The organism is Paraburkholderia phenazinium (genome assembly GCF_900142845.1).
GTDB lineage: Bacteria > Pseudomonadota > Gammaproteobacteria > Burkholderiales > Burkholderiaceae > Paraburkholderia > Paraburkholderia phenazinium_A.
The window spans coordinates 3739507-3764941 of the sequence record NZ_FSRU01000001.1 but is presented as its reverse complement, the minus strand read 5'-3'; the positions used below and the strand labels follow the sequence as shown (position 1 = coordinate 3764941).

At 61.1% G+C, this 25435-nt stretch carries 27 protein-coding genes; 18 read left to right on the top strand and 9 right to left on the bottom strand.

Going from position 1 to position 25435, the window contains the following annotated elements; translation table 11 throughout:
* The first annotated feature begins 126 nt into the window (after nt 1-126).
* The 3 genes from BUS12_RS16415 (at nt 127) to BUS12_RS16405 (ending at nt 2075) form a co-directional block, all read left to right on the top strand.
* Complete coding sequence (locus BUS12_RS16415; RefSeq protein ID WP_074296638.1) at nt 127-960, top strand: protein-L-isoaspartate O-methyltransferase family protein; 834 nt, start codon at nt 127-129, stop codon at nt 958-960.
* Between the two features lie 73 nt (nt 961-1033).
* Nucleotides 1034-1519 (top strand): DinB family protein, encoded by a 486-nt coding sequence (locus BUS12_RS16410; RefSeq protein ID WP_074296636.1) that lies wholly within the window; start codon nt 1034-1036, stop codon nt 1517-1519.
* 226 nt (nt 1520-1745) lie between these two features.
* Complete coding sequence (locus BUS12_RS16405; protein ID WP_074296634.1) at nt 1746-2075, top strand: DUF4031 domain-containing protein; 330 nt, start codon at nt 1746-1748, stop codon at nt 2073-2075.
* Between the two features lie 63 nt (nt 2076-2138).
* On the opposite strand, the gene BUS12_RS16400 is transcribed toward BUS12_RS16405, so the two are convergent.
* Entirely contained in the window at nt 2139-3104 is a 966-nt protein-coding gene (locus BUS12_RS16400) for an NmrA/HSCARG family protein (RefSeq protein ID WP_074296632.1), read from the bottom strand.
* 101 nt (nt 3105-3205) lie between these two features.
* Between BUS12_RS16400 and BUS12_RS16395 the strand changes: the two genes are divergently transcribed.
* Nucleotides 3206-3571: a winged helix-turn-helix transcriptional regulator gene (locus BUS12_RS16395; RefSeq protein WP_074296630.1), complete on the top strand. Its 366-nt coding sequence runs from the start codon at nt 3206-3208 to the stop codon at nt 3569-3571.
* A gap of 69 nt (nt 3572-3640) precedes the next feature.
* Here BUS12_RS16395 and BUS12_RS16390 read toward each other — a convergent pair whose 3' ends face one another.
* Nucleotides 3641-4279 (bottom strand): glutathione S-transferase family protein, encoded by a 639-nt coding sequence (locus BUS12_RS16390; RefSeq protein WP_074296628.1) that lies wholly within the window; start codon nt 4277-4279, stop codon nt 3641-3643.
* Between the two features lie 207 nt (nt 4280-4486).
* Between BUS12_RS16390 and BUS12_RS39810 the strand changes: the two genes are divergently transcribed.
* On the top strand, nt 4487-4900 hold the full coding sequence (locus BUS12_RS39810; RefSeq protein ID WP_074296626.1) for a GFA family protein: 414 nt from the start codon (nt 4487-4489) through the stop codon (nt 4898-4900).
* A 152-nt stretch (nt 4901-5052) separates the two neighbouring features.
* Here BUS12_RS39810 and BUS12_RS16380 read toward each other — a convergent pair whose 3' ends face one another.
* Nucleotides 5053-5955, bottom strand: coding sequence for a LysR family transcriptional regulator (locus BUS12_RS16380; protein ID WP_074297588.1), 903 nt, complete (start codon nt 5953-5955; stop codon nt 5053-5055).
* Nucleotides 5956-6110: 155 nt separating this feature from the next.
* Here BUS12_RS16380 and BUS12_RS16375 point away from each other — a divergent pair, with 155 nt between their 5' ends.
* Entirely contained in the window at nt 6111-7142 is a 1032-nt protein-coding gene (locus BUS12_RS16375) for an alcohol dehydrogenase catalytic domain-containing protein (RefSeq protein WP_083640419.1), read from the top strand.
* Between the two features lie 64 nt (nt 7143-7206).
* Here the strand turns inward: BUS12_RS16375 and BUS12_RS16370 are convergent, their stop codons facing one another.
* Nucleotides 7207-8034 carry a class I SAM-dependent methyltransferase gene (locus tag BUS12_RS16370; RefSeq protein ID WP_074296624.1) on the bottom strand — a complete coding sequence of 276 codons (828 nt, stop codon included), beginning with the start codon at nt 8032-8034 and terminating at the stop codon, nt 7207-7209.
* A 453-nt stretch (nt 8035-8487) separates the two neighbouring features.
* Nucleotides 8488-9609: a DUF6765 family protein gene (locus BUS12_RS16365; protein WP_143788338.1), complete on the bottom strand. Its 1122-nt coding sequence runs from the start codon at nt 9607-9609 to the stop codon at nt 8488-8490.
* A 255-nt stretch (nt 9610-9864) separates the two neighbouring features.
* Here BUS12_RS16365 and BUS12_RS16360 point away from each other — a divergent pair, with 255 nt between their 5' ends.
* The 4 genes from BUS12_RS16360 (at nt 9865) to BUS12_RS16345 (ending at nt 12361) form a co-directional block, all read left to right on the top strand.
* Entirely contained in the window at nt 9865-10500 is a 636-nt protein-coding gene (locus BUS12_RS16360; RefSeq protein ID WP_074296620.1) for a 2OG-Fe(II) oxygenase, read from the top strand.
* A 44-nt stretch (nt 10501-10544) separates the two neighbouring features.
* Entirely contained in the window at nt 10545-10766 is a 222-nt protein-coding gene (locus BUS12_RS16355; RefSeq protein WP_074296618.1) for a DUF6434 domain-containing protein, read from the top strand.
* Nucleotides 10767-11044: 278 nt separating this feature from the next.
* Complete coding sequence (locus BUS12_RS16350) at nt 11045-11659, top strand: hypothetical protein (RefSeq protein WP_074296616.1); 615 nt, start codon at nt 11045-11047, stop codon at nt 11657-11659.
* Nucleotides 11660-11776: 117 nt separating this feature from the next.
* A complete protein-coding gene (locus BUS12_RS16345; protein WP_074296614.1) occupies nt 11777-12361 on the top strand; it encodes a DUF308 domain-containing protein in 585 nt (194 codons plus the stop codon).
* A gap of 133 nt (nt 12362-12494) precedes the next feature.
* Here BUS12_RS16345 and BUS12_RS16340 read toward each other — a convergent pair whose 3' ends face one another.
* Both BUS12_RS16340 and BUS12_RS16335 read right to left on the bottom strand, forming a co-directional pair.
* Complete coding sequence (locus tag BUS12_RS16340; RefSeq protein WP_074296612.1) at nt 12495-13400, bottom strand: IclR family transcriptional regulator; 906 nt, start codon at nt 13398-13400, stop codon at nt 12495-12497.
* Nucleotides 13397-14287 (bottom strand): IclR family transcriptional regulator, encoded by an 891-nt coding sequence (locus tag BUS12_RS16335; RefSeq protein WP_083640418.1) that lies wholly within the window; start codon nt 14285-14287, stop codon nt 13397-13399. Before BUS12_RS16335 ends, BUS12_RS16340 begins: the two co-directional genes overlap by 4 nt.
* Nucleotides 14288-14564: 277 nt before the next feature.
* On the opposite strand from BUS12_RS16335, the gene BUS12_RS16330 reads away from it, so the two are divergent.
* From BUS12_RS16330 to BUS12_RS16310, 5 genes are all read left to right on the top strand, one after another.
* A complete protein-coding gene (locus BUS12_RS16330) occupies nt 14565-15524 on the top strand; it encodes an MBL fold metallo-hydrolase (RefSeq protein ID WP_074296610.1) in 960 nt (319 codons plus the stop codon).
* A gap of 53 nt (nt 15525-15577) precedes the next feature.
* Nucleotides 15578-17299: an FAD-dependent oxidoreductase gene (locus BUS12_RS16325; protein ID WP_074297582.1), complete on the top strand. Its 1722-nt coding sequence runs from the start codon at nt 15578-15580 to the stop codon at nt 17297-17299.
* Between the two features lie 63 nt (nt 17300-17362).
* Complete coding sequence (locus tag BUS12_RS16320; RefSeq protein ID WP_074296608.1) at nt 17363-17602, top strand: DUF2783 domain-containing protein; 240 nt, start codon at nt 17363-17365, stop codon at nt 17600-17602.
* 76 nt (nt 17603-17678) lie between these two features.
* A complete protein-coding gene (locus BUS12_RS16315; protein WP_074296606.1) occupies nt 17679-18425 on the top strand; it encodes a 4'-phosphopantetheinyl transferase family protein in 747 nt (248 codons plus the stop codon).
* 343 nt (nt 18426-18768) lie between these two features.
* Nucleotides 18769-19950, top strand: a complete 1182-nt coding sequence (locus BUS12_RS16310; protein ID WP_253190151.1) for a YbfB/YjiJ family MFS transporter — start codon at nt 18769-18771, stop codon at nt 19948-19950.
* A gap of 75 nt (nt 19951-20025) precedes the next feature.
* On the opposite strand, the gene BUS12_RS16305 is transcribed toward BUS12_RS16310, so the two are convergent.
* Together BUS12_RS16305 and BUS12_RS16295 are read right to left on the bottom strand one after the other, a co-directional pair.
* A complete protein-coding gene (locus BUS12_RS16305) occupies nt 20026-20559 on the bottom strand; it encodes a hypothetical protein (protein WP_143788337.1) in 534 nt (177 codons plus the stop codon).
* Nucleotides 20560-22180: 1621 nt separating this feature from the next.
* Nucleotides 22181-22654: an Lrp/AsnC family transcriptional regulator gene (locus BUS12_RS16295; RefSeq protein ID WP_074296595.1), complete on the bottom strand. Its 474-nt coding sequence runs from the start codon at nt 22652-22654 to the stop codon at nt 22181-22183.
* A gap of 734 nt (nt 22655-23388) precedes the next feature.
* On the opposite strand from BUS12_RS16295, the gene BUS12_RS16290 reads away from it, so the two are divergent.
* The 3 genes from BUS12_RS16290 to phbB all read left to right on the top strand — a co-directional run bounded on the left by BUS12_RS16290 (nt 23389) and on the right by phbB (nt 25204).
* Nucleotides 23389-23586, top strand: coding sequence for a hypothetical protein (locus tag BUS12_RS16290; protein WP_074296594.1), 198 nt, complete (start codon nt 23389-23391; stop codon nt 23584-23586).
* A 281-nt stretch (nt 23587-23867) separates the two neighbouring features.
* Complete coding sequence (phaP, locus tag BUS12_RS16285) at nt 23868-24398, top strand: TIGR01841 family phasin (protein ID WP_074296592.1); 531 nt, start codon at nt 23868-23870, stop codon at nt 24396-24398.
* Between the two features lie 62 nt (nt 24399-24460).
* Complete coding sequence (gene phbB / locus BUS12_RS16280) at nt 24461-25204, top strand: acetoacetyl-CoA reductase (RefSeq protein WP_074296590.1); 744 nt, start codon at nt 24461-24463, stop codon at nt 25202-25204.
* The last annotated feature ends 231 nt before the right edge of the window (nt 25205-25435 follow it).

Below are 25435 nucleotides of genomic sequence, written 5' to 3'. Positions count from 1 at the left end.
CGCCTGGTTCCGGGTTGGACTGCCAATGTCGGCCGTTCGACATTGCGAACTGGATCGCTAACAAGCGATCACTTTGCCCGACTTGACCTGCTACGATAGCTCTGTCCCTTTACGGAGAAACGGTCGATGACGAACATAGAAGTGCTTCGCGCTTTTTATGCGCGATACATAACGGCCAAGGGAGCGTGCCGAGACCCGAGCGTTCAGGCGGCATTTGCGTTGGTCGAAAGGGAAAACTATCTGGGTCCCGGTCCATGGAACGTGTACACGTTGGCGGGATACATCTCGACCGACACGTCCGACCCTGCCGTTCTCTATCAGGACATCCTGATCGGGCTCAAGACCGATCGAGGCATTAACAACGGTGAGCCGAGCCTCCATGCCCGGTGTCTGGACGCAGCCGCCATCTCGCGGGGCGAAACCATCACACACATCGGTTCGGGAACCGGCTATTACACGGCACTTCTCGCGCACCTCACCGGTGAAGCAGGGCATGTGGCTGCGTATGAGATCGACCCGGGTCTCAGTGCGCATGCGACGTCGAACCTTGCTCACCTGGAACACGTCCGGGTGCTTGAAGAAAGCGGAACTCACGCAGTGCTGCCGCGCTCGGATTTGATTTACGTGAGCGCGGGTGCGACGCATCCATTGAATAGCTGGCTTGAGGCACTCAATGATGGCGGCCGTCTGATTTTCCCGTTGACGCCAAATCGCGGCCTCGGCGGCATGCTGCTTGTGACACGTGTTGCGGCCAACTCATACGCGGCAAAGTTCATCTCACCGGCGCAGTTCATCGAGTGTATCGGAGCTCGCGACGATGCGACCGGAGAATCCCTGGTCAGTGCGTTCAAATCAAATACGACGGCGGCAGTCAAGTCGCTAAGATTGAAAACGCCCGCGGACCAATCGGCGTGGTTCGTGGGGGCCGACTGGTGGCTATCGACCTCCGAGCCGGCCTGACTTCCGCCAGATTCCACCAGACTTGTCTGTTGAGCGACCGTTACACACTACCTTCACCACGGATTCCTGCGTCATGACCGCCACCCGTCGTGCCTATCTGATCGAACAACTGGCCGAGATGCCGCGCTTCCTCGCCGAGGTCTTTCAGGGGATGCCCCGAGAGCACCTTGCTCGCGCGCCGGAAGAAGACAACCTGTCGCTGGTCGAGCATCTCTGGCATATCAAAGACTGCGAGAGCGACCTCTATTACCCGCGAATCGTACAGGCTCTCGATCACGACAAGCCGGCGCTGTTGCCAATGCCGGACATCGGCAGTTGGCCGCTTGCACGCGCTTACGCACAGCGCGACGGCGACGACGCGATCCGTGAGTTTACGACGCTACGGCGGCACTTGATCGATCGCCTGCAAGATCTGGAGCCGAGTCAGTTTGAGCGGGTCAGTATCCGGCAGAACGGCTCGACCTATGAGGTGTACGACCTGCTTGAGCATCTTGCGGATCATGATCGTGACCACCGGTGGCGTATGGCTGCGCTATTGCGGCGCGGCTTGCTCGCCTGACACCGGATTTCGCCCTCTTCATGTCGTGGCCCTCGAGATGAATTCTTTTTCACGGTTCCATAATCGACCCGCCGGGCGCAAGCGGCTACGCTTTCGCTTATCCGGATGCAAGCGAGTGGTCGCCGAAGAAGCGGGTGAATCGCCCATCGAGCTTGCCCGCATTTGAGTGAGCGTCGGCCGCGTGTGTCCGACGCTCGCAAAACCTATATTACGTTAGCCTATCATAATGATTTATGTAGACGAGTTGAAAAGCGGCGCCTGGAGCGCCCGCGGTCCGCAAGCCCAACATTGCCGGCTGTTTTCGGACGATCCGACGCCCGATGCGCTGTTTGCAATGGCCTTGCAAATCGGACTTGATCCCGCCTCATGGATTCCCTCACGCGCGGCCGACGGCACCTTCACGCCGAAGGGTGCGCCGTACTACTGGATTCGCCCCGACGTGCGAGCGAAAGCTGTCGCTGCCGGCGCACGGCGCCTTAAGAACAAGGACGCCGACCGGCTTCTGGCGCAAGTCACGGTTAATGTCTCGAACATGCCAATGCCGGTTGCGGACTAGGCAACAGGGGACCCGTATATCCATGTAAATCGTCGGCTAACTCATCAGGTACGCTTGGCGACTTCAACGGAATGAGATCGCAGCGGCGTCGGCCTGGAGCGCGGCCTCGAACATGGGTTTGCCTGGACCTGCTAACCATTCGTCGAAACTCAACAGGTGTCCAAATTCGCTCTTTAGGGCAGCGATGTCCGCATGGCCCGCGAGTCGGCCGTCGTCGAACAGGGATGTAAGACGATCAAGGAAGCTGTTGTCCTGCAACAGGCTATCGGGGAAGCGGTAATAGGTGATTAGCTTGCCCGCGGCGCGACTCAGACTTTCCTGTAGCGTCACGCCAGTCACCTCGTCCCCGGCAATTTCGATGGTCCGGCCGACGAATCTGTCTGGATCGGAAAAGATGGTCGCGACGATCTTGCCGATGTCTTGCACCGCAATCACCTGTCCGGTCTGCCCCGGTCGCAGAAACGACATGAAAACTCCCTTGTCGAGTCCCATGCCGGGAAGCATCAGAAGTTCCATGAAGCCGGCGGGGCGAATGATCGTGCTGCGCAGACGGGTGCCGCGAACATGCGCTTCAATCTCGGACTTGCTATCGAAGTGGCCCATTCCGGTCTTGTCGGGACCAGCAGCATTGACCGAGGTATAGACGAAATGTTGCACGCCCATTTCGATGGCGATGTCCGCGACGCTTTTGCCGTAGCGGATCTCCTGCTCGTCGGATATGCCGTACAACGCGCCCTGTCCCGAACTGGGTTGCACGCTGAAGACGCCATAGGCTCCCGACATTGCGTTCCTGATCGAATCGCTGTCCGAAAAGTCGCCCTTGAATAGCTCGACGCCCAGGTCCAGGAGAGCTTTCGCCTTGTCGCTGGCGGGATTGCGGACCAGCGCCCTGACCGGCCATCCTTGCAACTTAAGCGCGGTTGCGACGGCTCCGCCTTGCTGTCCAGTGGCACCGAACACAAGCACGGCTTTGGAGGCGGCTGCATCCTGCCTGGTCAGGCTGTTTGATTCATGAATATCAACGGTCATCTTCCACCCCGGTCTGTTAGAGGTAGGTTATGGTATACATTTGATACTTGAATGCAATTACGCACCTGAATGCTACTAGGTAGCCTGGAATATCCCGGACAATGTCGACACCATCCCGAGAAGACCTTGAATTAAATCGCGTCGTGCTCGAAGAAATTACGACCAAGTGGTCGCTGCTTGTCCTTGGTTGTCTCTGCGGCGGCGCCATGCGGTTCAATGCGCTGCGAAGAGCAAACGAGGGCATCACCCAGAAGGCGCTGACTCAATGTCTTCGCCGGCTTGAGGCCAATGGCTTCATCAATCGCTCGGTCATCAGCACGGCGCCAGTTGCCGTCGTCTACGAAATATCGCCGCTCGGGCGCTCTCTCGAGCCGCATCTACAAGCGATCCTGAAGTGGGCAGAAGATCATCGGGAGGATGTCCAGGCTGCGCAGAGAGCCTTCGCCGCTCGCAGCCCTTTTCCTTGAGAGCATCACGCTGTGGCAATACCACAGCAACGTTGCGTAAAGCCTGGCCACCCGCAACACGGTGGCTCGCTACGCAGGGTTAGCGAGCCATGCTTTCCTGGATGGACATGTTTCCATAGCGCGCTTGTAGCCTTCGCGTGCGCGGGTGCGAGCCATGTAAGACTGCTCTACCTCACCGAGGGTGATGCCGCCACTTGTTTGGGCCAACTCCAGAGCGTAGGTTACCGAAATGTCGGCTGCGGTGAACGTCTCGCCAGCAAGATAGGGTGTATGCGCAAGCCGACGCGTCACCAACGTCAGCCGGCTTTCGAAAACCCTCCGCGCCTGACCCGCACTCCAGTTCTGCCGCTCGGACTCCGGCGCGATAAGGCGGGCGCCAACGACGAAGTAGATGGAGGTCGCGAGACCGGCTTCACCGAGGTGGAGGAACTGCTGGTAAGCGGGGAACGCAGGATCGTGCGGGGTGGGCGCGAGCGGCGTCGGCCCGTAGCGAGCCATCAGGTACTCCATGATCGCAATGGACTCGACCATCGTGACGTCGCCATCCTGAATGGCCGGAATGAAACCGGCGGGATTGATGGCCAGGAACTCCGCGTCTTCTTCGACACCAGCTAGCAGGTCCACTGGCCTCAGCCGGTAAGCGAGCCCCATCTCCTCCAGCAGCCAGACGACCCGGAACCCTCTTCCTTCTCCAAATACGGTGATCATCTTTCGCAACCCTCCTTTGATCGGGTTTTATCTACCTTATTTCGGAACGACGAATGGGAACCTCGAAAATCGACATCATCGTTGGGGTTGGCTGCGGAGCTGGGAAGCCTCCGAATCTGCTGCTTCGCGCGAGAGTGCGGTGCAAAGCGGCCATTACAAAAAGTTGTAGACTCGCGGTTAATCTGGCTATCGATTGACGAGCGCAATATGAATGTTCCATTTTCAGGCGGGTGCGCATGCGGATCGGTCCGCTATGCATGTGTGCGGGAGCCCGTAGCCATGATCAACTGCCATTGCAGAGACTGTCAGATCTCAAGTGGCGCGCCTTTCGCGTCAGGCATCATCGTCAGGACTGCCGATCTTGAGATCTGCGGTAAGCCGAGAACATACGCAGTTCCTGCAAGCAGCGGTGGCCTCACAACCCGTAGTTTTTGCCCTGACTGTGGAACCCCCTTGTTCACGCAAAGCTCAGCTTATCCACAGGTCACTTCTATCCGATTCCCCTCGCTAGACGACACCTCTGACTTTAAACCCATGCTAGACATCTATACCGCTAGTGCGCAGCGGTGGGTTTGCTTCGACCCAGCTATTCCTCACTTTCCTCAGTCGCCCCAGCAGTGAATTTCACGGTCCAGTCCCCGTACCTGCAACCCGGATGGTATGCACGGGACACGGAATCGTTTTATCCGGCGAGTCGATGGCAGTAGCGGTGTGAGCACGCTTACCTTGCTACTGACCGTCTGTGTTCGCGTGCTCCTGCCGGAGTTCGCGAGCTAAACGCGCAATGTATCAATCAACGCGCGTAGACCGCTCGATACGTGACGGTGGCCAGGGTAATAAAGACACAGGCCGGGCATAACTGGGCACCAATCGGCCAATACGCGCTCAAGGTGACCATCGCGCAATGCGTCGCGGACAAGATGATCCGGCACGAATGCAATCCCGATGCCGTCGATGGCGGCGTCAACCATCAATGGTTGATCGGTCAGGGTAAGCGGGCCGCTGACGTTGACCGTCTCCACGATGCCGCGACGCTCGAACTCCCAACGGTAGACTGCGCCGCTGTCAAAGCGAAAGCGGATGCAGTCGTGCCGATAAAGGTCCTGGGGCACCTCAGGGCGGCCGCGCGAAGAGAAATAGGCAGGCGAAGCAACAGCCGCAAACTGCACCACGTCGGATACGCGAACCGCAATCATATCCTGCGGTACTGCCTCGGCTAGCCGTATCCCCGCGTCGAACCCGCCGGCGACGATATCGCTGAGTTTTCCATCCGCCACAACGTCGAGATGGACCTGCGGATGGTCACGCAGGAAGCGCGCAAGCATGGGCTTCAGGACCATGCGAATAGCGCCTTCGCTGGCGTTGATTCGGACGTTGCCGCTAGGCGTATCGTGCAATCCGTCAACCACTTGCATCGCCTCTGCTACCGACGAGATTGCGGGACGAAGTTTGTCGGCGAGTCGCTCTCCTGCGTCTGTCAGCGACACGCTGCGGGTAGTGCGGTTGAAGAGGCGAACACCAAGACGTTGTTCGAGGATCTTGATCGAATGGCTGATTGCCGAAGGGGTAACGTCGAGCTCAATCGATGCCGCGCGAAAACTACGGTGCGCCGCCACCGTCAGGAACACATTGAGCGAAAAGAGGTCGCCGCTTTTTAACTGATGAGCGCGTTTCATCTTGGCATAAAGATTGGCGAGATAGTAATGATAGTGACTTTTTCCTAGACTGAGCAGGTTTCTCACGACGACGATCCAACGCGGCCCGGAGTGGTAGCCGCAAACGCCAGAGGATTGGGTCTTGACCGGTCCTTCTGTCGAACAGGGAGCAGGCAATGAAGATGAAGGCAGTCGTAATGACCGGTGCCAATCGACCTTGGGAGGTCTGGGAACTTCCGGTTCCAACAGCTGAGCCAGGGCAAGTGCTGGTGAAAGTTCATGCGTCTGGAATGTGTTACACCGACGTGTGGGCAACGCGAGGCTATGGTGGCGACATCTATCCCCAGACACCCGGTCACGAAGTGGTCGGCGAAATTGTCGAAGTGGGTGCCGGCGTGCATACGAGAAGAGTGGGCGACCGGGTCGGCACGACCTGGGTACAGTCCTCGTGCGGTCGTTGTGCCTACTGCCGCGAGAACCGCCCGCTGTCCGGCCAGACCGCGATGAACTGCGACGTCCCTCGCACCACCGGATTCGCTACGCAGGGCGGACATGCCGAGTACATCGCCGTCGCCGCTGAGGGGACTGTTCTGCTGCCTGACGGCCTGACCTACACGGACGCCGCACCTATGATGTGCGCCGGCTATACCACCTGGAGCGGCCTTCGGGATGCAGCACCTCAGCCGCATGAAAGAATCGCTGTTTTGGGTATTGGGGGATTGGGGCACGTTGCCTTGCAGCTATCCAGGGCGTGCGGTTTCGAGACCATCGCGATTACACACTCCGCGGACAAGCGAGACCTGGCCATCCAGCTAGGCGCGGATCAAGTGGTTGGCAATGGCACAGAACTTCGCGATCTTGGTGGCGCCGACATACTATTGGTCACCACCAACGAGTTCGGCGCTGCAGAGGAGGCCATGGCGGGTCTGAGGGTCGACGGTCGCGTGATCCTTTGCGGACTGGACTTCAGCAAGCCGTTCTCGATCTCGTCGCAGGGCAAGCCGTTCCACATGATGCGCCAACGGGTAATCGGCTCCACGCATGCGGGACTGCGCCATCTCAGCGAGGTGCTTGACCTCGCCGCGAAAGGAAAAGTTAAGCCAATCGTCGAGACCTTTTCGCTAGACCGTGCCACCGAAGCGTATGACCGTCTCGCTTCCGGGAAGATGCGCTTCCGTGGAGTATTCACACCTTCACATAGCAACTGAACGCAAGTACTGCCGAGCGGACGCCGCGTTGCGTCTCGCTCGGCAAGTGCTTTGGCCTGGCTTTTCATTCCAGGGGGGGCATAGGCTTGCGGGCGACGAAGTGCAACCAAGACGCGTCACTCGTGTGGGCATCGCCATCGATACGCTTGCCGTCACCGCATCCGAACACGGATTCAACCCGGAACCCTAGTGATTCCAACTGGCGCCGCTGTTCGGTCAATGTCGTGTACACGATCAGGATACCGAAAAAATGGGCTGCCGCCGTCTTGATCGAATACCCTTCGTAGTTGCGATGAAAACGCGCGTGCCGCATGTAGTTGTAAGAGGCAAGAGGAAGCGTCCGTAGTGCCCGTAAGGTCCGCCATCCGTAGCGTAATGGGTTGAGCGTAAAACGCGGCATCAGCTTCGGGATACTGTCCTGGAACCCGGGGCCATCGCGATTGTGGCTTGAGAACCAGACCAGGCCGCCGGGCCGGGTAACGCGGAACATCTCTTTCAGGATCAGAACGCGGTCTTCGTAGGCCACACAGTCGATCCCGTTGCAACTGAAGGCCGTCAGCGCATAGTGATCGGTTGGCAGCCCTGACATGTCCCGCGCATCCATGTGATACAGATTGAGATCCGGGTAGCGAGTGCGGGCGTGCTCGAGCAGTTTGGCCGTGTAGTCGATCCCAGTGTAATTGGACGAAATCTGCATCATTAACGGAATCGTGCGGCCCGCGCCGATACCGATGTCGAGCAACGGCTCGCCGCGACACTCCTCGGCGATCTGGTCGAATGCGGCTTTTTCCCCAGGGTCGATCCACGACTTGCTCCGAAGGAACTCGCGCGAGGCATCGCGCGAGTTCCAGGCACGCTGGTTTATCTGGTCAAGCGTAAGTTGAATGTCCATTACGAGACTCCCGTCTCATCTCAAGCCCAAAACCGCAATCGCCAAAACGAGGACGCACCTTTCCGGCGCCGGTCGGTGGCGACGAGGCGCGGGGAGATCTTTATGCGTTGACTCGGGCGGATGGAAGCGTTCGTCCAGGTCCGTTGCTACGGCCCTGACTCCCGGTTACTGCTCAAACAGGCGAGCGAATACAACAAAAACAATACGGTGATCTATACAAAAGCATAAATTTATCGATACGATTGCCTTTCCCGTTGCCTACATCATCGTAAGTTAACCCGGTGAGGTCAACGCTTCAGTGTGCGCCAGCGTACACTCTGCCCAGCCCACCGGCAGAATGGTCCGGTCATGACCAGCGGAGCGGTGCGAACGTCCGTTCTTATAGCGAGCGGAAACAGCGCACCGCGCTCCCGGCGTTGCCACACGGGTCGAACGCCACACCGTGTTCGCCAATCAGGCGACAATCAACCCGTGCTTGGGCAACAACCGTTTGAGCACGAAATGCCTGTGATACTCGGCTGCGGAATGGAACGAATAGGCTCGACTGTTCCTGATGCGCGTGAAGTTCCTCTCTGTCAGCGCCTCATCCAGTTCCGAGCCCCACGCACCAACGGAATACGCCGCACATCTCGCGACCTGAAGCGACCCTTGCTCCATCGCCTCCGTCCAGGCGCGCTCGCGCTCCGTCATTTCTCCTTCGTGTGCAATCAGCGTCTGAACGGCGTTCTCGATCGCATCGAACGGGACAATTGTGCCGCGCGAGGCTTCGGTATAGCGCTTTTCAGCGACGCGCATAAAGAAGGCGTGAAGCTTGCGAGACGCTTCCAGAAAATTGTCCGGATTCGAGCGGCTCTCGAGGTGACCGCTTTGCTTATAGCGGAACGCCCATTTCAGGAATGGACGATCCGGGCAGGTATCGACGCCACCGTGTCCGATATGTGCAGCATTCTCAATGAACCCATAGAGCCGTCTGAACTTCGAAGCACTGCCCTCGACGTAATTCTTCGTCTCGTGGCCATGGCCATCGGAAATCTGAATCGAATCGATATCAATCGAATTCAGCCACGATGTAACACCTGCGAATCCAAAATGGGCGAACGTGTCGGCGTAAACGTGGGCCGCAATCCCTGCCAGCACCAAACCGAAGTCTTCCTGCGCGAAGCCCAGGTGATGCTCCAGCATTTCGTTCGCAATAGCGCTGTCCTTCTGGCAGACGAGCTTTTCCAGGTAGTTGGTCCCCTTGTTACCTGGCAAGAAATGAAACGGCACCCAAACGAGCCGGCTATCGTCGCGCCCCTCCTTGTGGTTTGTCTTGCGGCGCACGAAGTTCGCAGCCTCCCTTTCAAGGTGACCGAGCCCCGCGAAAATACCGGTCTCCAGGGGGTGATGCGCCGTGGGTATAGTGACCACCGACTCGCAAAAGTCGCCCCCTACCTCCCGAACGGAAATGAGGTCTTCGTCGTTCTGGTCGTCCACATATTGCGAAGCATAGGCAATAGTTTCGGCATCCTCCTTCGGAATGCCGGCCGCCGCAGCCATTGCATATGTCGCGTAATAGTGCATATCGCGCTGCATAAACTCCCCCGGACGTGTGTAATCGGGTCGATTCTACTGCCGGCTCTTCTATTAAGGTGGGTCGATTCTCACTGAAAACCTGCCTGTTGCCAGAGCGCTTTTGTCCTTAACGTCCTTTGCGCCAAAATTTCCCCATACAGGAAACACCAGAAGCCGGTGTTACCATCCTTCGCTCAGATTAAAGCCCGCCTCGTTCATATCCTTTGGACGACAGTTCGAATATCCAACCAGCACCTTCGTTCGAAGGAACAGACAGTGAACTGCACACACCCGTCGGCGCATTCCGATGCACCCGGAGAGGAAAGGCATGGACGAATCCTGGAGGCCCTTCATGACCATGGCTGGTCGGAACAGGACAACTTTCTTCCGCCGGATTTGACGCTCTCGCTCGCGCTGGAATGTGCGACGCTTGCGGCTGCCGGGACGCTCGCATTGGCGCGGGTCAGCCAGGGCGCGGCGCGTTCGCTCCAGCCCGATGTCCGCGGCGACCGGATTCACTGGTTGGAGGCGGGGCAATCCGACGCCTGCGACCGGTATCTCGCGATCATGGAAACGTTGCGTGTCGCGTTGAATCGCAGGCTCTTTCTGGGACTCGAAGAATACGAAAGCCATTTCGCGTTCTACGCGCCTGGCGATGCATATCTGCGACACCGCGATCAGTTTCGCCATGACGACAGGCGCACAGTGTCGGTCGTCGTCTATCTGAATGCAGACTGGCTGCCTGAGCATGGCGGTGAATTGCGACTGCATCCGGAGGGCCTGCGCATGTGGGACATCTCGCCGGTCGGTAGCCGGATTGCGGTGTTTCTATCCGCCGATATGCTGCACGAGGTATTGCCCGCGACGCGCGATCGCCTGTCGCTCACCGGATGGTTCAGACGCCGCGCGTAATGGCGCTGGCTTTCATGCGTTGATTCTTAAGACGGGAAGGCTCTATGAAATTCGACTGGCACCGGGACCCGATTGATCGGGCCACCAAAATTGACGAGACCTACAGGAACACTCAGAACGTTCGGCGGTTTCTGAAGAGTGAGTGTGGTGAGACGTTTAAGTTCGATCGACTCTTCATGGCGTGGATTAAAAGCGGCGTACCCCGGAACATGGGGGAGGTGGCGGACGAATGGATCAGGTTGCGGAAGGTCGACGGCGGAATTTGACTGCTCTGTGTTGAATGGATTGCGCGGCACGCGGCCAGTCGCGGTCATTTGCCAATCTCGCTAACCGGTCACTCGAGTGGCCGGTTCACTCTGAAACCCGCCAAACGCATGTCTGGTGACGTGCCCATCGGTCATTTGACCGATACCCTGCCGGCGCCTTCCCTGCGATCCTTGCGTTCATACCAATTGCGCCCCCCGACTGGATGGTGCTCTGGTTCGGCGGATTCTGAGCCGCCAGCCACCAACAGCTTTAATCCCTTCATATCAACGGAGCATCTATGTCCATCCGTATCAAGCTTGCCGCTTCACTCGTTGCACTCTCGCTTGCGGGCGCATCGTTCGCACAATCTCCGGCGACAAAGCCTGAGCGCATTCGCGGCGACATTGTGTCGTTCTCGGGCGATGCCTTGACCGTACATCGCCGCAGCGGCGACACCGTGACGCTCACCTTGAGCGACGCGTCGAAGGTAAGCGCGGTGAAGGCGATCCAGCTCTCCGATATCAAACCGGGCTCATATGTCGGCACCGCGGCGATGCCGGGTCCCGACGGCAAGCTGACCGCCACGGAAGTGCTGGTGTTTCCCGATGCCGCGCGCGGAACGGGCGAAGGGCACTATGCATATGATCTCGGCGCCAACAGTTCGATGACGAATGCCAATGTGGACACTGTCGTCGAGGGCACGAGCGGACGCGATCTGAAACTTTCCTATAAGGGTGGCAGCAACACCGTCACGGTGCCGACCAATGCACCGGTCGTGACGCTTGCACCGGCCACGCGTGCAGACCTGATTGCAGGCAAGAAAGTGTTTGTCATCGCTACCCCGGCTAACGGCGGAGCCCATAACGCGCAATTTGTCGTGGTCGAAAAGGACGGCGTAGCACCGCCAATGTGATTGTTTCCGGCGTCGCAGCGCGACTCAGGTGTGCGTCGGGTGACACGGTCGCTGCACGGTCTTGGCGAGGTGTGTCGCACCAGACGACACACCAGGCGAAATTTAAAAGGAGTTTCAATGGCTACTCATCTTTCGGATACCGCTCGCCTTCAGAATGAGCGGTGGCTCAAACACCTTTACTTTATCCGTGCCGCGTTCTCTGTCGTCTGGGTCGCGCTTGCGTTCACCATCGGGCAGCAGGTCACGGCGATCGGAGCCGCACTGCTTATTGTCTATCCCGTATGGGATGCGCTGGCCAATTACGTCGACATGTCGCGTAGCGGTGGAATGCGCAAAAATTTTACTCAGGCTTTTAATGTCTTCGCTAGCGCGGCTATAGCGATTGCGGTGATTGTTGTGTTGTACGTAAATACAAGCTCGGTGCTTGATGTATTCGGAGTCTGGGCCGTTCTGTCCGGATTACTTCAGCTCGCCACTGCCGTGCGCCGCAGGAAGCGCTTTGGTGCGCAATGGGCAATGATTCTGAGCGGAGGCCAGTCAGCGCTGGCGGGTGCGTTTTTCATCGCGCAGGCCCATGCATCGACGCCTCCTGCGATCGTCAAAGTGGCCGGCTACGCAAGTGTAGGGGCAATCTATTTTCTTGTCTCAGCGTTGTGGCTGTCGGCCGGCCAACTGCGGCGAAAGTCTGCATCGACGCCTTAAAGAACTGGACTACCGTGACCGTTGTTTCGCAGGTGCTGAGATTCGGCGATCGCTGTACGGTGGGCGCCAGCACAGATTGGATCATCCTTTCGACGCGCGTTATCGAACAGTGAGCCGGTAGCGCTCCGTCGCGTCAATCTTCGCTCTGCGAAGCCATCCATCCGAACCGGCGCGACAACCTGAGCGTCGCCGCCCGCAGCGTTTGCGCGGGTCCACCGGTGAGTTCGCTATCGAAGCTGCCGCTCGGTCCCATCAATGCCAGCACGAGGCAGATGCTTCCCGTGTGATCGAGAACCGGCGCAGCCAACGTGTCGATGCCCGGCACCGGCCGGCTCAATGCCGAGTCGATCCCGTGCGCGCGGATCTGTGCGAGGCGCTGGGCGTACTGTCCGGCGGACTGCGGCGACGCCATGTCTTTGCCGCTCGCCAAGGCGGGCTTCGCTGACCGGTTCGCCGTAGCGGCGAAATACTCCTCCTTGTCCACCCCCGCCAGCCGCAAGTGATCCTGCGCCAGCAGACCCTGACGCACGTCGTCCGCAACATACGCCGCGAACACCCGTCCGATGGCCGTGTTCACCAGCGACATCACCGTGCCCACCCGCAAGCTCACATGCAGCGGCCGCGCGGATTCTTCCAGACGCACGACGGTTGGCCCAAGTGGCCCAAGCACCGCCATCGCGACGCTCATTGCCGTCGATGCCGCCAGTTCGACCACCTCCGGCTCTGCTTCGCGCGTCGGCGACAACCGCTGCAGTCCGATCAAGCCCAGCTCCAGCGCAAGCGGACCGGCTTCGAAACAGCCGGCCGCATCGCGATTCAGCAAGCCGATTTTCAGCAGGCTCACCAGATGCGGAAACGCCTTGGCCGGCGGCATGCCTGCAGCGGCCGCGAGGTCGCGCAAGTTCAGAGGGCGCGCGGCCGCGATCAGCGCGGCGAGCAACTCGCCGGTGCTGTCGAGAGACTGGATGCCGCGCTGCGGTTTCGCCGCAGCGCTAGCAGCGGTGCTGCCGGCGTGAGAGGTGTCGAGAGAATCGGTCACGATGAGGAAGAGGCCAGCAGAGAAGGGGGCGCTGTCAGTTCTGCGCTGATGTCGCGCGTCGCGGCGAGCAGCGCGCCGGCGGTCGCACCGCCGGCGGCCACGTCGATCGCGCCGGTCGAGCCGATCACTGTCAGCGCGAGGCATAAGCGGCCATGCGCATCGAGTACCGGAGCACTGAGACTGCTGATGCCCGGACTCGGCGCATCGACGCTGGATTCGAGTCCGCGTGTGCGGATGGCGTCCAGAGCGGCGTCGAAGCGGGCGCGTTCAGCACGCGGTGTCATCGCGCCACCAGTGCCCGACTGATTCGCCCACATGCGCTCCAATGTCTCGCGTGGCAGATAGGCGCAAAACACGCGGCCCGTGGATGTTGCCGGCAACGACATCACCGTGCCCACGTGCAGATTGACGTGCAGCGGAAAGCCCGCGTGCTCATATCGAACGATGGTCGGTCCTTGCGGCCCGGCAATGCAGATCGCGACGCTAAAGCCGATCGCCTCAGCCAACGCGGCGACGCGCGGCACGGCGGCCCGAAATGCCGGTTGATTCTCCAGATGCAGCAAACCCAGCCGCAGCGCAAGCGGGCCGGGTTCATAGCGGCCCGACAACTCGTCGCGCTTGATCAGGCCCAACTGGCTCAAGCTGACCGCATAGGCGTGCGCCTGCCCTGGCGCAATCTGCGCAGCGGTGGCGAGATCGGACAACGCCAGCGGTCTGCGCGCCTGGGCGAGTGCCTGCAACACGCGGCCGCCCACTTCGACGCTCTGAATTCCGCGCTGCGTTTTACCGCCGTCTGCCGTGTCGCCAGCACCGGCACCCGCGCGCTTGTCCACGCCCGGGCCCTTTCTGGAAACCGCACCGGAGTCCGTTTTGGCTGCTTTGCTCACACCTGCGCTCGTCCGTAAAAGGGCTCCATGTTAGCCGAAGGTCGTCTGCTTTCCTTTCTCATCATAGGTGCTTATGAGTTTGCGTATAGCGATACATTTCGCTATTGACAAATAATCTCGCCCGGCCATAAGATGCCTTCACCCCGACACACCGGCGCAGTCACAGAGTCAAAACGGGGCGAGACAATCCTCCAATGCCGTCTGTTTGCGCGCCCCGTTCCGAACGGCGCCCATGCCGGCCGTCTCGCCTCACGTCCAACTTTTGAGGGAGACAAGCATGGCAAAGGCATTCGCATCCCAGGCCGATCTGGAAGAAAAGAAAGTCACGTGGACGCAACTGTCCGAGAACGCTTATGCCTACACCGCGGAAGGCGATCCGAATTCCGGCGTGATCATCGGCGACGACGGCGTGCTGATCGTCGATACCACCGCCACGCCTGCCATGGCGCAAGACCTGATCGCGAAGATCCGTAGCGTCACCGACAAACCCATCAAATACGTCGTGCTGTCGCACTACCACGCGGTGCGCGTGCTCGGCGCTTCCGCGTATTTCGCCGAGGGCGCGCAGCAGGTGATCGCGAGTCGCGGCACCTATGAAATGATCGTCGAGCGCGGCGAGCAGGACATGAAGTCGGAGATCGAACGTTTCCCGCGCCTGTTTGCCGGGGTCGAGACGGTGCCTGGCCTGACCTGGCCCACGCTCGTGTTCGAGAAGGACATCACGCTGTTCCTCGGCAAGCTCGAAGTGCGCATCGCACATCTGGGGGCGGGTCACACGAAGGGCGACACGATCGTCTGGCTACCGTCGCAGAAGGTGCTGTTCTCAGGCGACCTCGTCGAATACGACGCTGCGTGCTATTGCGGCGACGCGCAACTCGCGCAATGGCCGGCCACGCTCGAGGCGCTGCGCGCGCTGAACGCGGACAAGCTGGTGCCGGGCCGCGGTCCCGCGCTGACCACGCCCGCAGACGTCAACAAGGGCCTCGATTACACCAAAGACTTTGTGACGACGCTGCTGCAGCAGGGCCGCGAAGCCGTCGAGCAGAAGCTCGATCTAAAGGCGGCCATGGCGCACACCCGCAAGGCCATGGACCCGAAGTTCGGCCACGTTTTCATCTACGAGCACTGTCTGCCGTTCGACGTTTCGCGGGCTTTCGACGAGGCGAGCGGTATCACGCATCCGCGCATCTGGACGGCGCAGCGCGACAAGGACATGTGGGACGCGCTGCAGGCCTGACGGGAGCGCACAGCGTGCAGAGCGTGCAGAGCGTGGAGATGGACGGAGACAAGATGGGCATCAACTACCAGACGCTGTCGTTCGAGTATCAGCCGTGCCGCGAGCAGCAGGGCGGCACGCAGGCGACGGCGTATCCGGTGATCGTGGTCGGTGCGGGGCCGGTGGGGCTCGCCACCGCAATCGACGTCGCGCAGCAGGGCGTGCCGGTCGTGCTGGTCGACGACGACTGTTCGCTGTCGACCGGTTCGCGCGCAATCTGCTTTTCGAAGCGCTCGCTCGATATCTTCGACCGGCTCGGCTGCGGCCAGCGCATGGTGGACAAGGGCATTAGCTGGAACGTCGGCAAGGTGTTCCTGAAAGACGAACTGGTCTACACGTTCAATCTGCTGCCGGAGAGCGGTCATAACCGGCCTGCGTTTATCAATCTTCAGCAGTACTATGTGGAAGGTTATCTGCTGGAACGTGCACGCGAATTGCCGAATCTCGAGATCCGCTGGAAGAGCAAGGTGGTGGGCATTCGGCAGGACGGCGCACCCGGGAGCGACGACGCCAACGTTACGCTGACGGTCGAAACACCCGACGGGCAGTACCCGCTGTGCGGCCGTTACGTGGTTGCAGCGGACGGCTCGCGCAGTCCGATTCGCAATCTGATGGGTCTCGACACGCATGGTCGTACCTTCAAGGACCGCTTCCTGATTGCCGACGTCAAGATGGAAGCAGAGTTTCCCACCGAGCGCTGGTTCTGGTTCGATCCGCCGTTTCATCCGAATCAGTCGGTGCTGTTGCATCGTCAGCCGGACAACGTGTGGCGGATCGATTTTCAGCTTGGCTGGGATGCCGACCCCGCGCTCGAGAAAACACCGGAACGTGTGATTCCGCGTGTGCGCGCGTTGCTCGGACCGGAGGCGAAGTTCGAACTGGAGTGGGTGAGCGTCTATACGTTCTCGTGTTTGCGGATGGATCGCTTTCGCCACGGCAACGTGCTGTTCGCCGGCGACTCGGCGCACGGCGTTTCGCCGTTCGGCGCGCGCGGGGCGAATAGCGGCGTGCAGGATGCGGAGAATCTCGCGTGGAAGCTGGCGATGGTGCTGAGCGGGCGAGCGTCGGATGCTTTGCTCGACACCTACGCCAGCGAGCGCGAATCTGCAGCCGACGAGAATATCCGCCACTCCACCCGTTCTACCGATTTCATCACACCCAAGAGCGCGGTGAGCCGGGTGTTTCGCGACGCTGTGCTCAAACTCGCCCGCGATCATGCATTCGCGCGGCAACTGGTGAATAGCGGGCGCCTCTCCGTGCCGGCGGTGTTGCGCGACTCGGCGCTCAATACGGCGGACAGCGAGCGCTTTGCCGGCCAGATGGTGCCGGGTGCGGCATGCTGCGACGCGCCAGTTCGTCTTGGCGGGCAGCCGGCGTGGTTGCTGCAACATATCGGCCAGCAGTTCACGGGCATGCTGTTTTGCGGCGCTGGGGGCATCGATGAGGCGACATGTGATGCGCTTCAAGCCCTGCAGCGTGGGGCGATTCCTTTGAAACTGGTCGTGCTGGTAAGTGCGGATGCTACGGAGGGCGTGTCTGCACTTGACGTCGCGTTATCCGGTGCAACGGTCTTGCACGACACGGAGGGTCTGGCGAAGACGCGCTATGACGCCACGCCCGGCGCGTTCTATCTGATTCGCCCCGATCAGCACGTTTGTGCGCGCTGGCGTCGCCTGGACGCCGGCCGCGTCGAGCAGGCATTGAAGCGCGCGTTGTGCGTGGGCGGCACGGCGTGATCGTGGCGTGGCATGGGCACAGACATGCAGCACGCGAGCGCCACGAGAGAACAGGAGACAACCATGACACTGAACACACAACCGAATCTCGCACGCCCCGACGACTTTTATGAAGCGCTGATCGACATGCATCGAGACTTCGACGATGCGCAGAGCCAGTCGGCGAATGCGCAGTTAATCCTGCTGCTGGCGAACCATATCGGCGATCACGCCACCTTGCTCGAAGCGATGCAGCATGCGCGTGCAGGCGCCGCGCAGGCAGGTGGGAAGCAGCAGGGCGCGGCTGCGTCGTTCGACGCCTGAGCGGGTGGCGCTTGCATGTGAATGCTGTACAGTGGCCGTTTTCCCGAGTGCCCAGGCAACGAGCCCGAACCCTGCAATGCAGCGTATCCCTCTCTTCCCGTTGTTGCATGATGGCCCGTCCGATGTCCAGGTATGGCGGGTCGATATCCCCTTCGATCAAACGCTCGAAAGCGAAGCATTCAGCGCGCTGTCGAGCGACGAACGCGCGCGTGCGCGAGTGTTTCGTCGCAGCGAAGACACGCTGCGCTTCGCGGCCGTGCGTGCGGCCCTGCGCGAGCGACTCGGGAACGCATTGGGCGTCGCGCCACATGCCGTGCGTCTGGCGCGTGATGCCATGGGGCGTCCGTGCCTGGCTGGGATGGATGCAATGGCGGAGGTGGTCGAACTCGCCGAACCGGTTGCGGCGCGTGCGCTTGATTTCAACGTATCCCACTCCGGCGCCCACGGTCTGATTGCGCTGTCCGCTCGCCGCAGGGTGGGGGTCGATATAGAACAGTGCAACGTGCAACTCGACTGGCGCTCGCTCGCCTCGTTGACACTGGCTGACAGCGAAGCGGCATGGCTCGATCAGGCGGAGGCCGGCCAACGTCTCCACTGGTTTTACGATGCCTGGGTTGCCAAGGAGGCGTTGCTCAAGACAACGGGCGTGGGCGTGACGCGTGGCTTGCAGCGCCTGACCGTCCTGCCACGCGACGGCACGCGTGTCGTCTTGCGCGATCAGGTGCCTGATGAAGCGCGCGACTTGTCGGCAACGTGGCTCGCCGCGCCTGCGGGCTATGCCGCCTGTGTCGCCTGGTCGACGACGGATCACGGCGCAATTTGACCGCACACGTCGGGCCGAAGTCCCCAACTGAATCCCGAACATCGCAACATGCTCGTGTCGTTGGCGAGTTTGTTTGTGGGTTGCGGCACTCGCGCCGAAGATGTCGTGCGCGACGCGGCGAAGCATTGCGCGGAGTGTGCTCGTCGAACGAATGCCGGTTGCCTTCGATCGCATCGTGATGCAGCGCTGGCGTGAGCGTGTAGCGCGGCTATGATGGCAGGGCTTGCAGTATGCTGGCTGCTTCCTTGCCTGACAAAAGCTCGTCCCACGCTCGCTCATGTCCGCACAACTGACTCGCTCGAAATCGCTTCGCCATGACACGGAAACTCCAACGCCGAACCGGATGGAGACGTTGTGGCTCGCCGTAGCGCTCTCCCTGGGAAGCGCGATTGCCCTGGGCCTCGCACGATTCGCGTACGCGCTGCTATTGCCCGCGATGAAACTCGATCTCGGCTGGAGCTTTGCCCAGGCCGGCGCCATGAACACGGCCAATGCATTGGGTTATCTGCTCGGCGCGCTTGCTTTTCCGCGCTTGTCGCGGGACGCGTCGACGGCTGCGCTGTTTGTTGCCGGTTGCATAGCGACGGCATTGCTGATGGCGGTCAGCGGCATGCTCGTCGACACGCACGCCTTGCTCACCTTGCGCGTGATGACCGGCGTGAGCAGTGCGCTGATCTTCGTCAGCGGCGGGGTGCTGGCGGCGCGCCTCGCTTCCTCGCGGCCGCGCGACGCCGGACTCGTGCTCGGTTTGTACTACGGCGGCGCCGGCTGGGGCATCGTAGCTTCCGCGATACTCGTGCCGTTGACGATTGCCAGGGCGATCCACGGCTGGCAGCTTGCGTGGTTTGCGCTGGCGGCCGGGTGCCTCGCTTTCTCGCTGGTGGCGATCGGCGCGGCCCGCAAAATCGAACGGGGCCACGCGGTGGTATCGAAGGCGGCGGCCTCGCAGCCGGGGTCCGACTCTGGACTGCACTGGCCGCGTTTTAGTCTTGCGTTGGGCGGCTATGGATTGTTCGGCGTCGGGTATATCGGCTACATGACGTTTATCGTTGCGCTGTTGCGCAACGCGGGGATGAGCGCGGCCATCGTGACCGGCTTCTATATCCTGCTCGGCGCGGCGACCGTTGTCTCGGCGCGTCTGTGGTCAGGGCTGCTCGACCGGATGCGCGGCGGCAAGGCGCTCGCGGTACTCAACGGACTGCTCGGCCTCGCGACGCTGCTGCCGGCGCTTGCCACGCATCCCTTCGCCGCGTTTGTTTCAGGGGCCTTGTTCGGCGCGACGTTTTTGTCCGCGGTGGCGTCGACGACCGCGTTCGTGCGACACAACCTGCCTGCCAGTCATTGGGCCAAAGGTATTAGCGCATTCACGATCGTGTTCGCGTTCGGGCAGATCGTCGGGCCGTTGGTGATCGGTTGGGTATCGGATGGCGCTGGGCTTGCGCGCGGGTTGGTGTATTCGGCCGTGTTGCTGTTGGCCGGCGCCGTGCTGGCGGCGTGTCAGAAACCGGTGGATGGGCGGGGGTAAGGACAGACGCTGGGGCGATGGTTCCGGTTCCCGGGCGTTTGATGCATCACGCCCGGGTATTCCTCGCGTTGTCCGCTAGTGCTTCGGTACCGTTGGCGTCGACAGTAAGCTGCTGCCGCTGGTTCCGCCCGTCAGGCCGCCGAGCAGGCTCGTCAACGGAGCGAGCAGGGAGGATCCGCCGCTGGTTCCGCCGCTCAGGCCGCCGAGCGTGCCGGTCAGCGAGGTGACCAGGTTGGTCAACGGCGCAACCGGACTGCTTGATGAGCTTGCACCGACGACGCCCGACGACGACCCGTGCGAGCTTCCGCCACCCAGGACACCTGTTAGTCCACCTAACAAGGTTGTGAGGGGGGCGACGGGGCTGCTGCTTGCGCTACTGCCGCCGCTTTGCGAACCGCCGGTGACCGGCGCGACGCGCAGGCCGCCAAGCAATGCGGTGACAGGTGCCAGCAGATTGCCGGCGCCGGATACGCCCGTTTCGCCGGCGCTGCCTTTGTTGCCCGTCGTCCCGTTGCCTACGCCATTGCCGTTCCCGCTGCCGCTGTTGTTGCCGACGGTGATGGGCACAATCGGCACGCTGATGGCACCGACGTTGACCACCAGATCCACGATCGGATTGAGCAGGCCGCTGGTGATCTGGTTGCCGTTGCCGGAGCTGGAGCTGGTGCCTGATCCAGATGAACCGCCTGAATTGCCGGAGCCGCCTGAGCCGGAACCGCCGTGGCCGCCATTTCCGCCATTTCCGCCATTTCCGCCGGTAGAGCCGCCGCCGTTGCCTCCGGAGCCGCCGTTTCCGCCCGAGCCGCCGCTTCCACCGGAACCACCTGAGCCACCGCTTCCGCCGGAACCACCCGAGCCGCTCCCCCAGCCGCCATGGCCACCATCACCAGAACCGCCCCCCGAAGAGCCGCCACCATTTCCACCGGAACCGCCGCCACCATATCCGCCGGAGCCGCCGTTTCCGCCCGAGCCACCGCTTCCACCGCTTCCACCGCTTCCACCGCTTCCACCGCTTCCACCGGAGCCACCGGAGCCACCGGAGCCACCGGAGCCACCGGAGCCACCGGAGCCACCGGAGCCACCGGAGCCACCGCTTCCGCTAGAACCACCCGAGCCGCTCCCCCAGCCGCCATGGCCGCCATCACCAGAGCCGCCCCCTGAAGAGCCGCCACCATTTCCACCGGAACCGCCGCCGCCATATCCGCCGGAGCCTCCACCGCCGCCATTTCCACCGGAGCCGCCGTTTCCGCCCGAGCCACCGGAACCGCCCGAGCCACCGGAACCGCCCGAGCCACCGGAGCTTCCTCCGCCACCACTGCTACCGCCGCTACCACCCGTCCCACCTGACCCCGTCCCCCAACCTCCTTGACCGCCATCACCTGAACCACCGCCATATCCGGAGCCCGAACCCGAACCAGAGCCCGTACCACCGCCCCACGGCGAGCCGCCCACTGAAGCCCAGGCTGAACCGCTGCCCCAACCGTATCCCGACGCGGAGCTACCGCCCCAACTAGAGCCCGAACTGGCGCCCGTCGTACTGCCGCCGGAGCCTATTCCGGTCGAGCCGCTACCGCCCGTCCACGGAGACCCCGCGCCCGGTAGACCGCTGCCGGTCCAGCCGCTTTCCGGGATCGAAGGCGGTGTCATGCTGGTGAAATCGCCTGCCTGACATGACGTAGCGAGCGACCACCATAGGATTACGCTCGCCGATGCAACAAGAGTGTGTTTGAAGGGAGCCATGATTAGTCCTTTCGCGATGGAATCGCGTCCTGATTGGTCAAAGGTGTAATCAGTGCCCCCGGAAAACCGCTGATCGGTCTTGCAGAAAGTGTTTGCTCCGGGCCCGATGTCGCGCGTGTGTGCGATGCCGTTTTTTAATGTCGGGCGCGGTAGCGCCATGCATGGATATGGCTTGCTCGGGCAGGCGAGCGGCGCAAGTTCCGAGCCAACGTATGCCTGACGACGCGCGATGCAAGCCGCGCGCGTGCGGTTCGAGCATCGATCAAAAGGAGAGGGGGAGGCGCCTTACCTGGCGGACCGGCGCACGCGTCACCGCGGAAGGCCGACGCCGCACTGAGCGCAGTCGGGTGCGCAGACGATGTTACGTGTTCCCGTCGCGGGCGACGTAACCCCGCCGTTACGTCACACGCCGCGGCTATCTATCAGACAATTCGCCGCATGAATATAGTATGGACTCCGATATATAAGACCGCACGTTAGAAACGCGCGTTTAGATTTGCACTGACGGAATGCTCTTCATGCAGCGCAACGCGAACATCGAACGGCTGTGCCGGATGCCGGAGATCCGGTACAGCTTCTCGCGCAGAAAGCGCTCGTAGCCGGCGGTGCCGTCCACGGCCACCTTCACCAGATAGTCATATTCGCCGGACACCAGATACGCCTCGAGCACTTCGGGCAGCGTCGCCAGTTCGGCGCCGAAGCGCGCGAGCGCGTCGTCCTCGTGACGGTCCAGCGTCACCTCGAGGAGCACCACGTCGGCGAAACCCAGCTTCTGCTGATCGAGCAACGCCACGTACCCGCGAATGTAGCCTTCGGTCTCCAGTTGACGGGTGCGATTCCAGCATGCGGTGGTCGACATGCCGACCAGATCCGCAAGTTCTGCATTCGAGAGCCGCGCGTTCTTCTGCAGCTCCCGCATGATTTTTCGATCCTGGTTGTCCAAGGGACGGTTTCGGGTGGTCATGGTGGGTTGGGGAGAATATTCAGGAAAATTTGATTCTATAAGAAGAGTGTTCCGAAGGTGGTGGCTGGCGGCAAGCATTTAAGAAGCCCGTCCATGGGCGCTGAAGGTATATTTTGAGGGTGCTTCCATGCCCGGGACAAGCTTCCGGTCGGACGGATGTTCCTTCCGTCCAATCGGCGCAGCCATAAGCTGCCGCCTGATGTCGCGCCGCCTCCACCGTAGGCGGCCGCGGCGGGCCATTTCCGGTGCGACCGACGCCGAGCGATGCGCTCGCCGGGCATGGACGCATGTCCTTCATCGACCGCCAATCTATTCATCGCAACGTCCGCGCGCATCGCTGGAAACGTTTCCGGAAGCCGCGTCGAGCCATTGCTCTCAGCGGCGATAGCGCATTCAAACCCGGCGCAGCACCTGTTTACCCTGACAGTGCCTTGTCTGACGGTGTTTCTGCCATCCTACGCAACCTCATTCAAACGCCTGTCCGCGCTGGGCGAGCGTGCATTACACGGTTGTCGCGCGTGGGGACTATCAGCCGGTATTTATTCCGAAAAGATTTTTCCCACATATTGATCATTTGCGATGTCCCGAATTAAGATGACTTCCCTCGACGCACTCCGCGTGTCGAGTCGGCGAAGAGTCAATTTGCGGTATCCGTTCAACGAGTCAGGTTCGGGACGCGACGGTTGACCGTCAGCATCCCGTCAACGCAGCAGCTAAAAACTTGGGAGACGAAGATGCTGAGCCCTCACGAATTCGCAACGCTGATGCTGGTCAAGGACGCCACGGGGCAACTGGAGGTAGACCGGGCCGACCTCGACGTGCTGCTGTCACGCCAACTGGTCAGCCTCGAGCATGCGCCGTCCGGTGAGGCGTTGCCGCGTTTGACCCGCGAAGGTCACTCGTTCCTGAAGGCCGCCGGACGGATTCATTGAGCGAGTACGCCTGAAACGCCACGCGGTTCGCATACCGCCCCACCGAGGATTCGCTACAACGATAAAGTGTACGTACGTGCTGTTATAAAACCTGAGAGAGTAGTCAGTCTATTAGTTTGTTGTGCTTATTTAATAACAAGAAAATATCACGGGGATGAACGAGATCTTGCGATGCCCGCGCGCTGCAATGCGCTCGCCATCCCTTCCCAGCCATGCCATGACCCGCGCATGCCTCGCCAATCCTGGGAGTGCAACGGTGGGTCGATTTTAGGAGCTTGACGATGAACGAGTGGATTCCGGAGCAGCTTGCCTCCGCTCAAAAGGCCAACCTCGAAGCGTTTTACGGAGCGGCCAATCTGGCCTTCGAGGGCTTCCAGAAGCTGACCGAACTGAATCTGCAAGCGGCCAGGTCGGCCCTTGCCGACACGCACACGCAGATGTCCGCAACCGATCCGCAAGCGTTCGTTGCGCAGCAGGCCGGACCCAACGGTGCGCTCATCGAACGCGCGCAATCGTATTACCGCCGTCTGTATGAGATCGCCGCCGGCACCCACGCCGGTTTCGCGACGATTGCAGGGGCGCAGTACGAAGCGCACAATCGCCGGGTGCAGGCGCTCTTCGAGGACGTGTCGAAGCAGGCGCCGGCCGGTTCCGAAGCGGCCGTTGCGGCGCTTAAGAAGCTGCTCGAATCGAGCAGCGCCCTTTACGACAGCGTCAACAAGTCGGCGCGGCAGGCCGTCAACATGGCCGAAGGCAGTTTCGAAGCGGTGCTATCGCACACTTCGAAAGCATCAGGGGTAACGACCGGGTGAGCGGCCGGCCAGGCTGAACGCGCGGTGACCGGAGCAACATCCTCTCACGCGAGGCAGCCGCCATGACAAAGCAGATCGCACTCATCACCGGTGGAATGGGCGGGATCGGCGAAGCCATTGCCGTCAAATTGCACGACGCCGGTTATACGACGGTGGTCACCTACTCGCCCGCCAACACCGGTGCGCACACGTGGCTTGAGCGGATGGAGGCGGCGGGGCGCCGCTTCCCCGCCTACGAGGTGGACGTCGCGGATTACGACTCGTGCCAGCAGGGTGCGCAGCGGCTTCAGGCCGAAGTGGGCAATGTCGACATTCTCGTCAACAACGCCGGCATCACACGCGACGCCAGCTTCAAGAAGCTCGACAAGATCAACTGGGATGCGGTGCTGCGCACCAACCTCGATTCGCTCTTCAACATGACGAAACCGCTCTGCGACGGCATGGTGGAGCGCGGCTGGGGCCGCATCGTCAACATCGCGTCCATCATCGGCTCCAAGGGCGGCTTCGGCCAGACCAACTATGCGGCCGCCAAAGCCGGCATGCATGGATTTACGAAGTCGCTGGCGCTGGAAGTGGCTAAAAAGGGCGTGACGGTCAATACCGTGTCGCCTGGTTTTATCGCTACCAAAATGGTCATGGCCGTGCCGCAAGAAGTGCTCGACACCAAGATCATTCCGCAGATCCCGGTGGGAAGACTCGGACAGCCCGACGAAGTCGCGGCGCTCGTGCTCTATCTATGCTCGCACGAGGCCGCCTTCGTTACCGGCGCCAACATCGCCATCAACGGCGGGCAGCATCTGCAGTGAAGCGCAGTCAAGCGCACGTCGATTTCTGCCAGCACCCCTAAGCATCGCGACGGGCTTCGATCCCACAGTGTGCGCTTTGCCAGCATCTCCACCGGCAGATTATTTCGACACGGTCTTTTTTTCGTGGAACCATCTATATTGTTGCAATGGCCGGCGACAGGCAGGGCGGCGCGCGGTCCATCCACAGCCCGGCAGCAGCTTGCTTCGGGACCGGTCGTCAGGCACGGCAAA

What these genes read in the sequence shown, in the direction of transcription:
- BUS12_RS16415 (WP_074296638.1), top strand. Translation starts at nt 127, where the DNA reads ATGACGAACATAGAAGTGCTTCGCGCTTTTTATGCGCGATACATAACG.
- BUS12_RS16410 (WP_074296636.1), top strand. Translation starts at nt 1,034, where the DNA reads ATGACCGCCACCCGTCGTGCCTATCTGATCGAACAACTGGCCGAGATG.
- BUS12_RS16405 (WP_074296634.1), top strand. Translation starts at nt 1,746, where the DNA reads ATGATTTATGTAGACGAGTTGAAAAGCGGCGCCTGGAGCGCCCGCGGT.
- BUS12_RS16400 (WP_074296632.1), bottom strand. Translation starts at nt 3,104, where the DNA reads ATGACCGTTGATATTCATGAATCAAACAGCCTGACCAGGCAGGATGCA.
- BUS12_RS16395 (WP_074296630.1), top strand. Translation starts at nt 3,206, where the DNA reads ATGTCGACACCATCCCGAGAAGACCTTGAATTAAATCGCGTCGTGCTC.
- BUS12_RS16390 (WP_074296628.1), bottom strand. Translation starts at nt 4,279, where the DNA reads ATGATCACCGTATTTGGAGAAGGAAGAGGGTTCCGGGTCGTCTGGCTG.
- BUS12_RS39810 (WP_074296626.1), top strand. Translation starts at nt 4,487, where the DNA reads ATGAATGTTCCATTTTCAGGCGGGTGCGCATGCGGATCGGTCCGCTAT.
- BUS12_RS16380 (WP_074297588.1), bottom strand. Translation starts at nt 5,955, where the DNA reads ATGAAACGCGCTCATCAGTTAAAAAGCGGCGACCTCTTTTCGCTCAAT.
- BUS12_RS16375 (WP_083640419.1), top strand. Translation starts at nt 6,111, where the DNA reads ATGAAGATGAAGGCAGTCGTAATGACCGGTGCCAATCGACCTTGGGAG.
- BUS12_RS16370 (WP_074296624.1), bottom strand. Translation starts at nt 8,034, where the DNA reads ATGGACATTCAACTTACGCTTGACCAGATAAACCAGCGTGCCTGGAAC.
- BUS12_RS16365 (WP_143788338.1), bottom strand. Translation starts at nt 9,609, where the DNA reads ATGCAGCGCGATATGCACTATTACGCGACATATGCAATGGCTGCGGCG.
- BUS12_RS16355 (WP_074296618.1), top strand. Translation starts at nt 10,545, where the DNA reads ATGAAATTCGACTGGCACCGGGACCCGATTGATCGGGCCACCAAAATT.
- BUS12_RS16350 (WP_074296616.1), top strand. Translation starts at nt 11,045, where the DNA reads ATGTCCATCCGTATCAAGCTTGCCGCTTCACTCGTTGCACTCTCGCTT.
- BUS12_RS16345 (WP_074296614.1), top strand. Translation starts at nt 11,777, where the DNA reads ATGGCTACTCATCTTTCGGATACCGCTCGCCTTCAGAATGAGCGGTGG.
- BUS12_RS16330 (WP_074296610.1), top strand. Translation starts at nt 14,565, where the DNA reads ATGGCAAAGGCATTCGCATCCCAGGCCGATCTGGAAGAAAAGAAAGTC.
- BUS12_RS16325 (WP_074297582.1), top strand. Translation starts at nt 15,578, where the DNA reads ATGGGCATCAACTACCAGACGCTGTCGTTCGAGTATCAGCCGTGCCGC.
- BUS12_RS16320 (WP_074296608.1), top strand. Translation starts at nt 17,363, where the DNA reads ATGACACTGAACACACAACCGAATCTCGCACGCCCCGACGACTTTTAT.
- BUS12_RS16315 (WP_074296606.1), top strand. Translation starts at nt 17,679, where the DNA reads ATGCAGCGTATCCCTCTCTTCCCGTTGTTGCATGATGGCCCGTCCGAT.
- BUS12_RS16310 (WP_253190151.1), top strand. Translation starts at nt 18,769, where the DNA reads ATGGAGACGTTGTGGCTCGCCGTAGCGCTCTCCCTGGGAAGCGCGATT.
- BUS12_RS16295 (WP_074296595.1), bottom strand. Translation starts at nt 22,654, where the DNA reads ATGACCACCCGAAACCGTCCCTTGGACAACCAGGATCGAAAAATCATG.
- BUS12_RS16290 (WP_074296594.1), top strand. Translation starts at nt 23,389, where the DNA reads ATGCTGAGCCCTCACGAATTCGCAACGCTGATGCTGGTCAAGGACGCC.
- phaP (WP_074296592.1), top strand. Translation starts at nt 23,868, where the DNA reads ATGAACGAGTGGATTCCGGAGCAGCTTGCCTCCGCTCAAAAGGCCAAC.
- phbB (WP_074296590.1), top strand. Translation starts at nt 24,461, where the DNA reads ATGACAAAGCAGATCGCACTCATCACCGGTGGAATGGGCGGGATCGGC.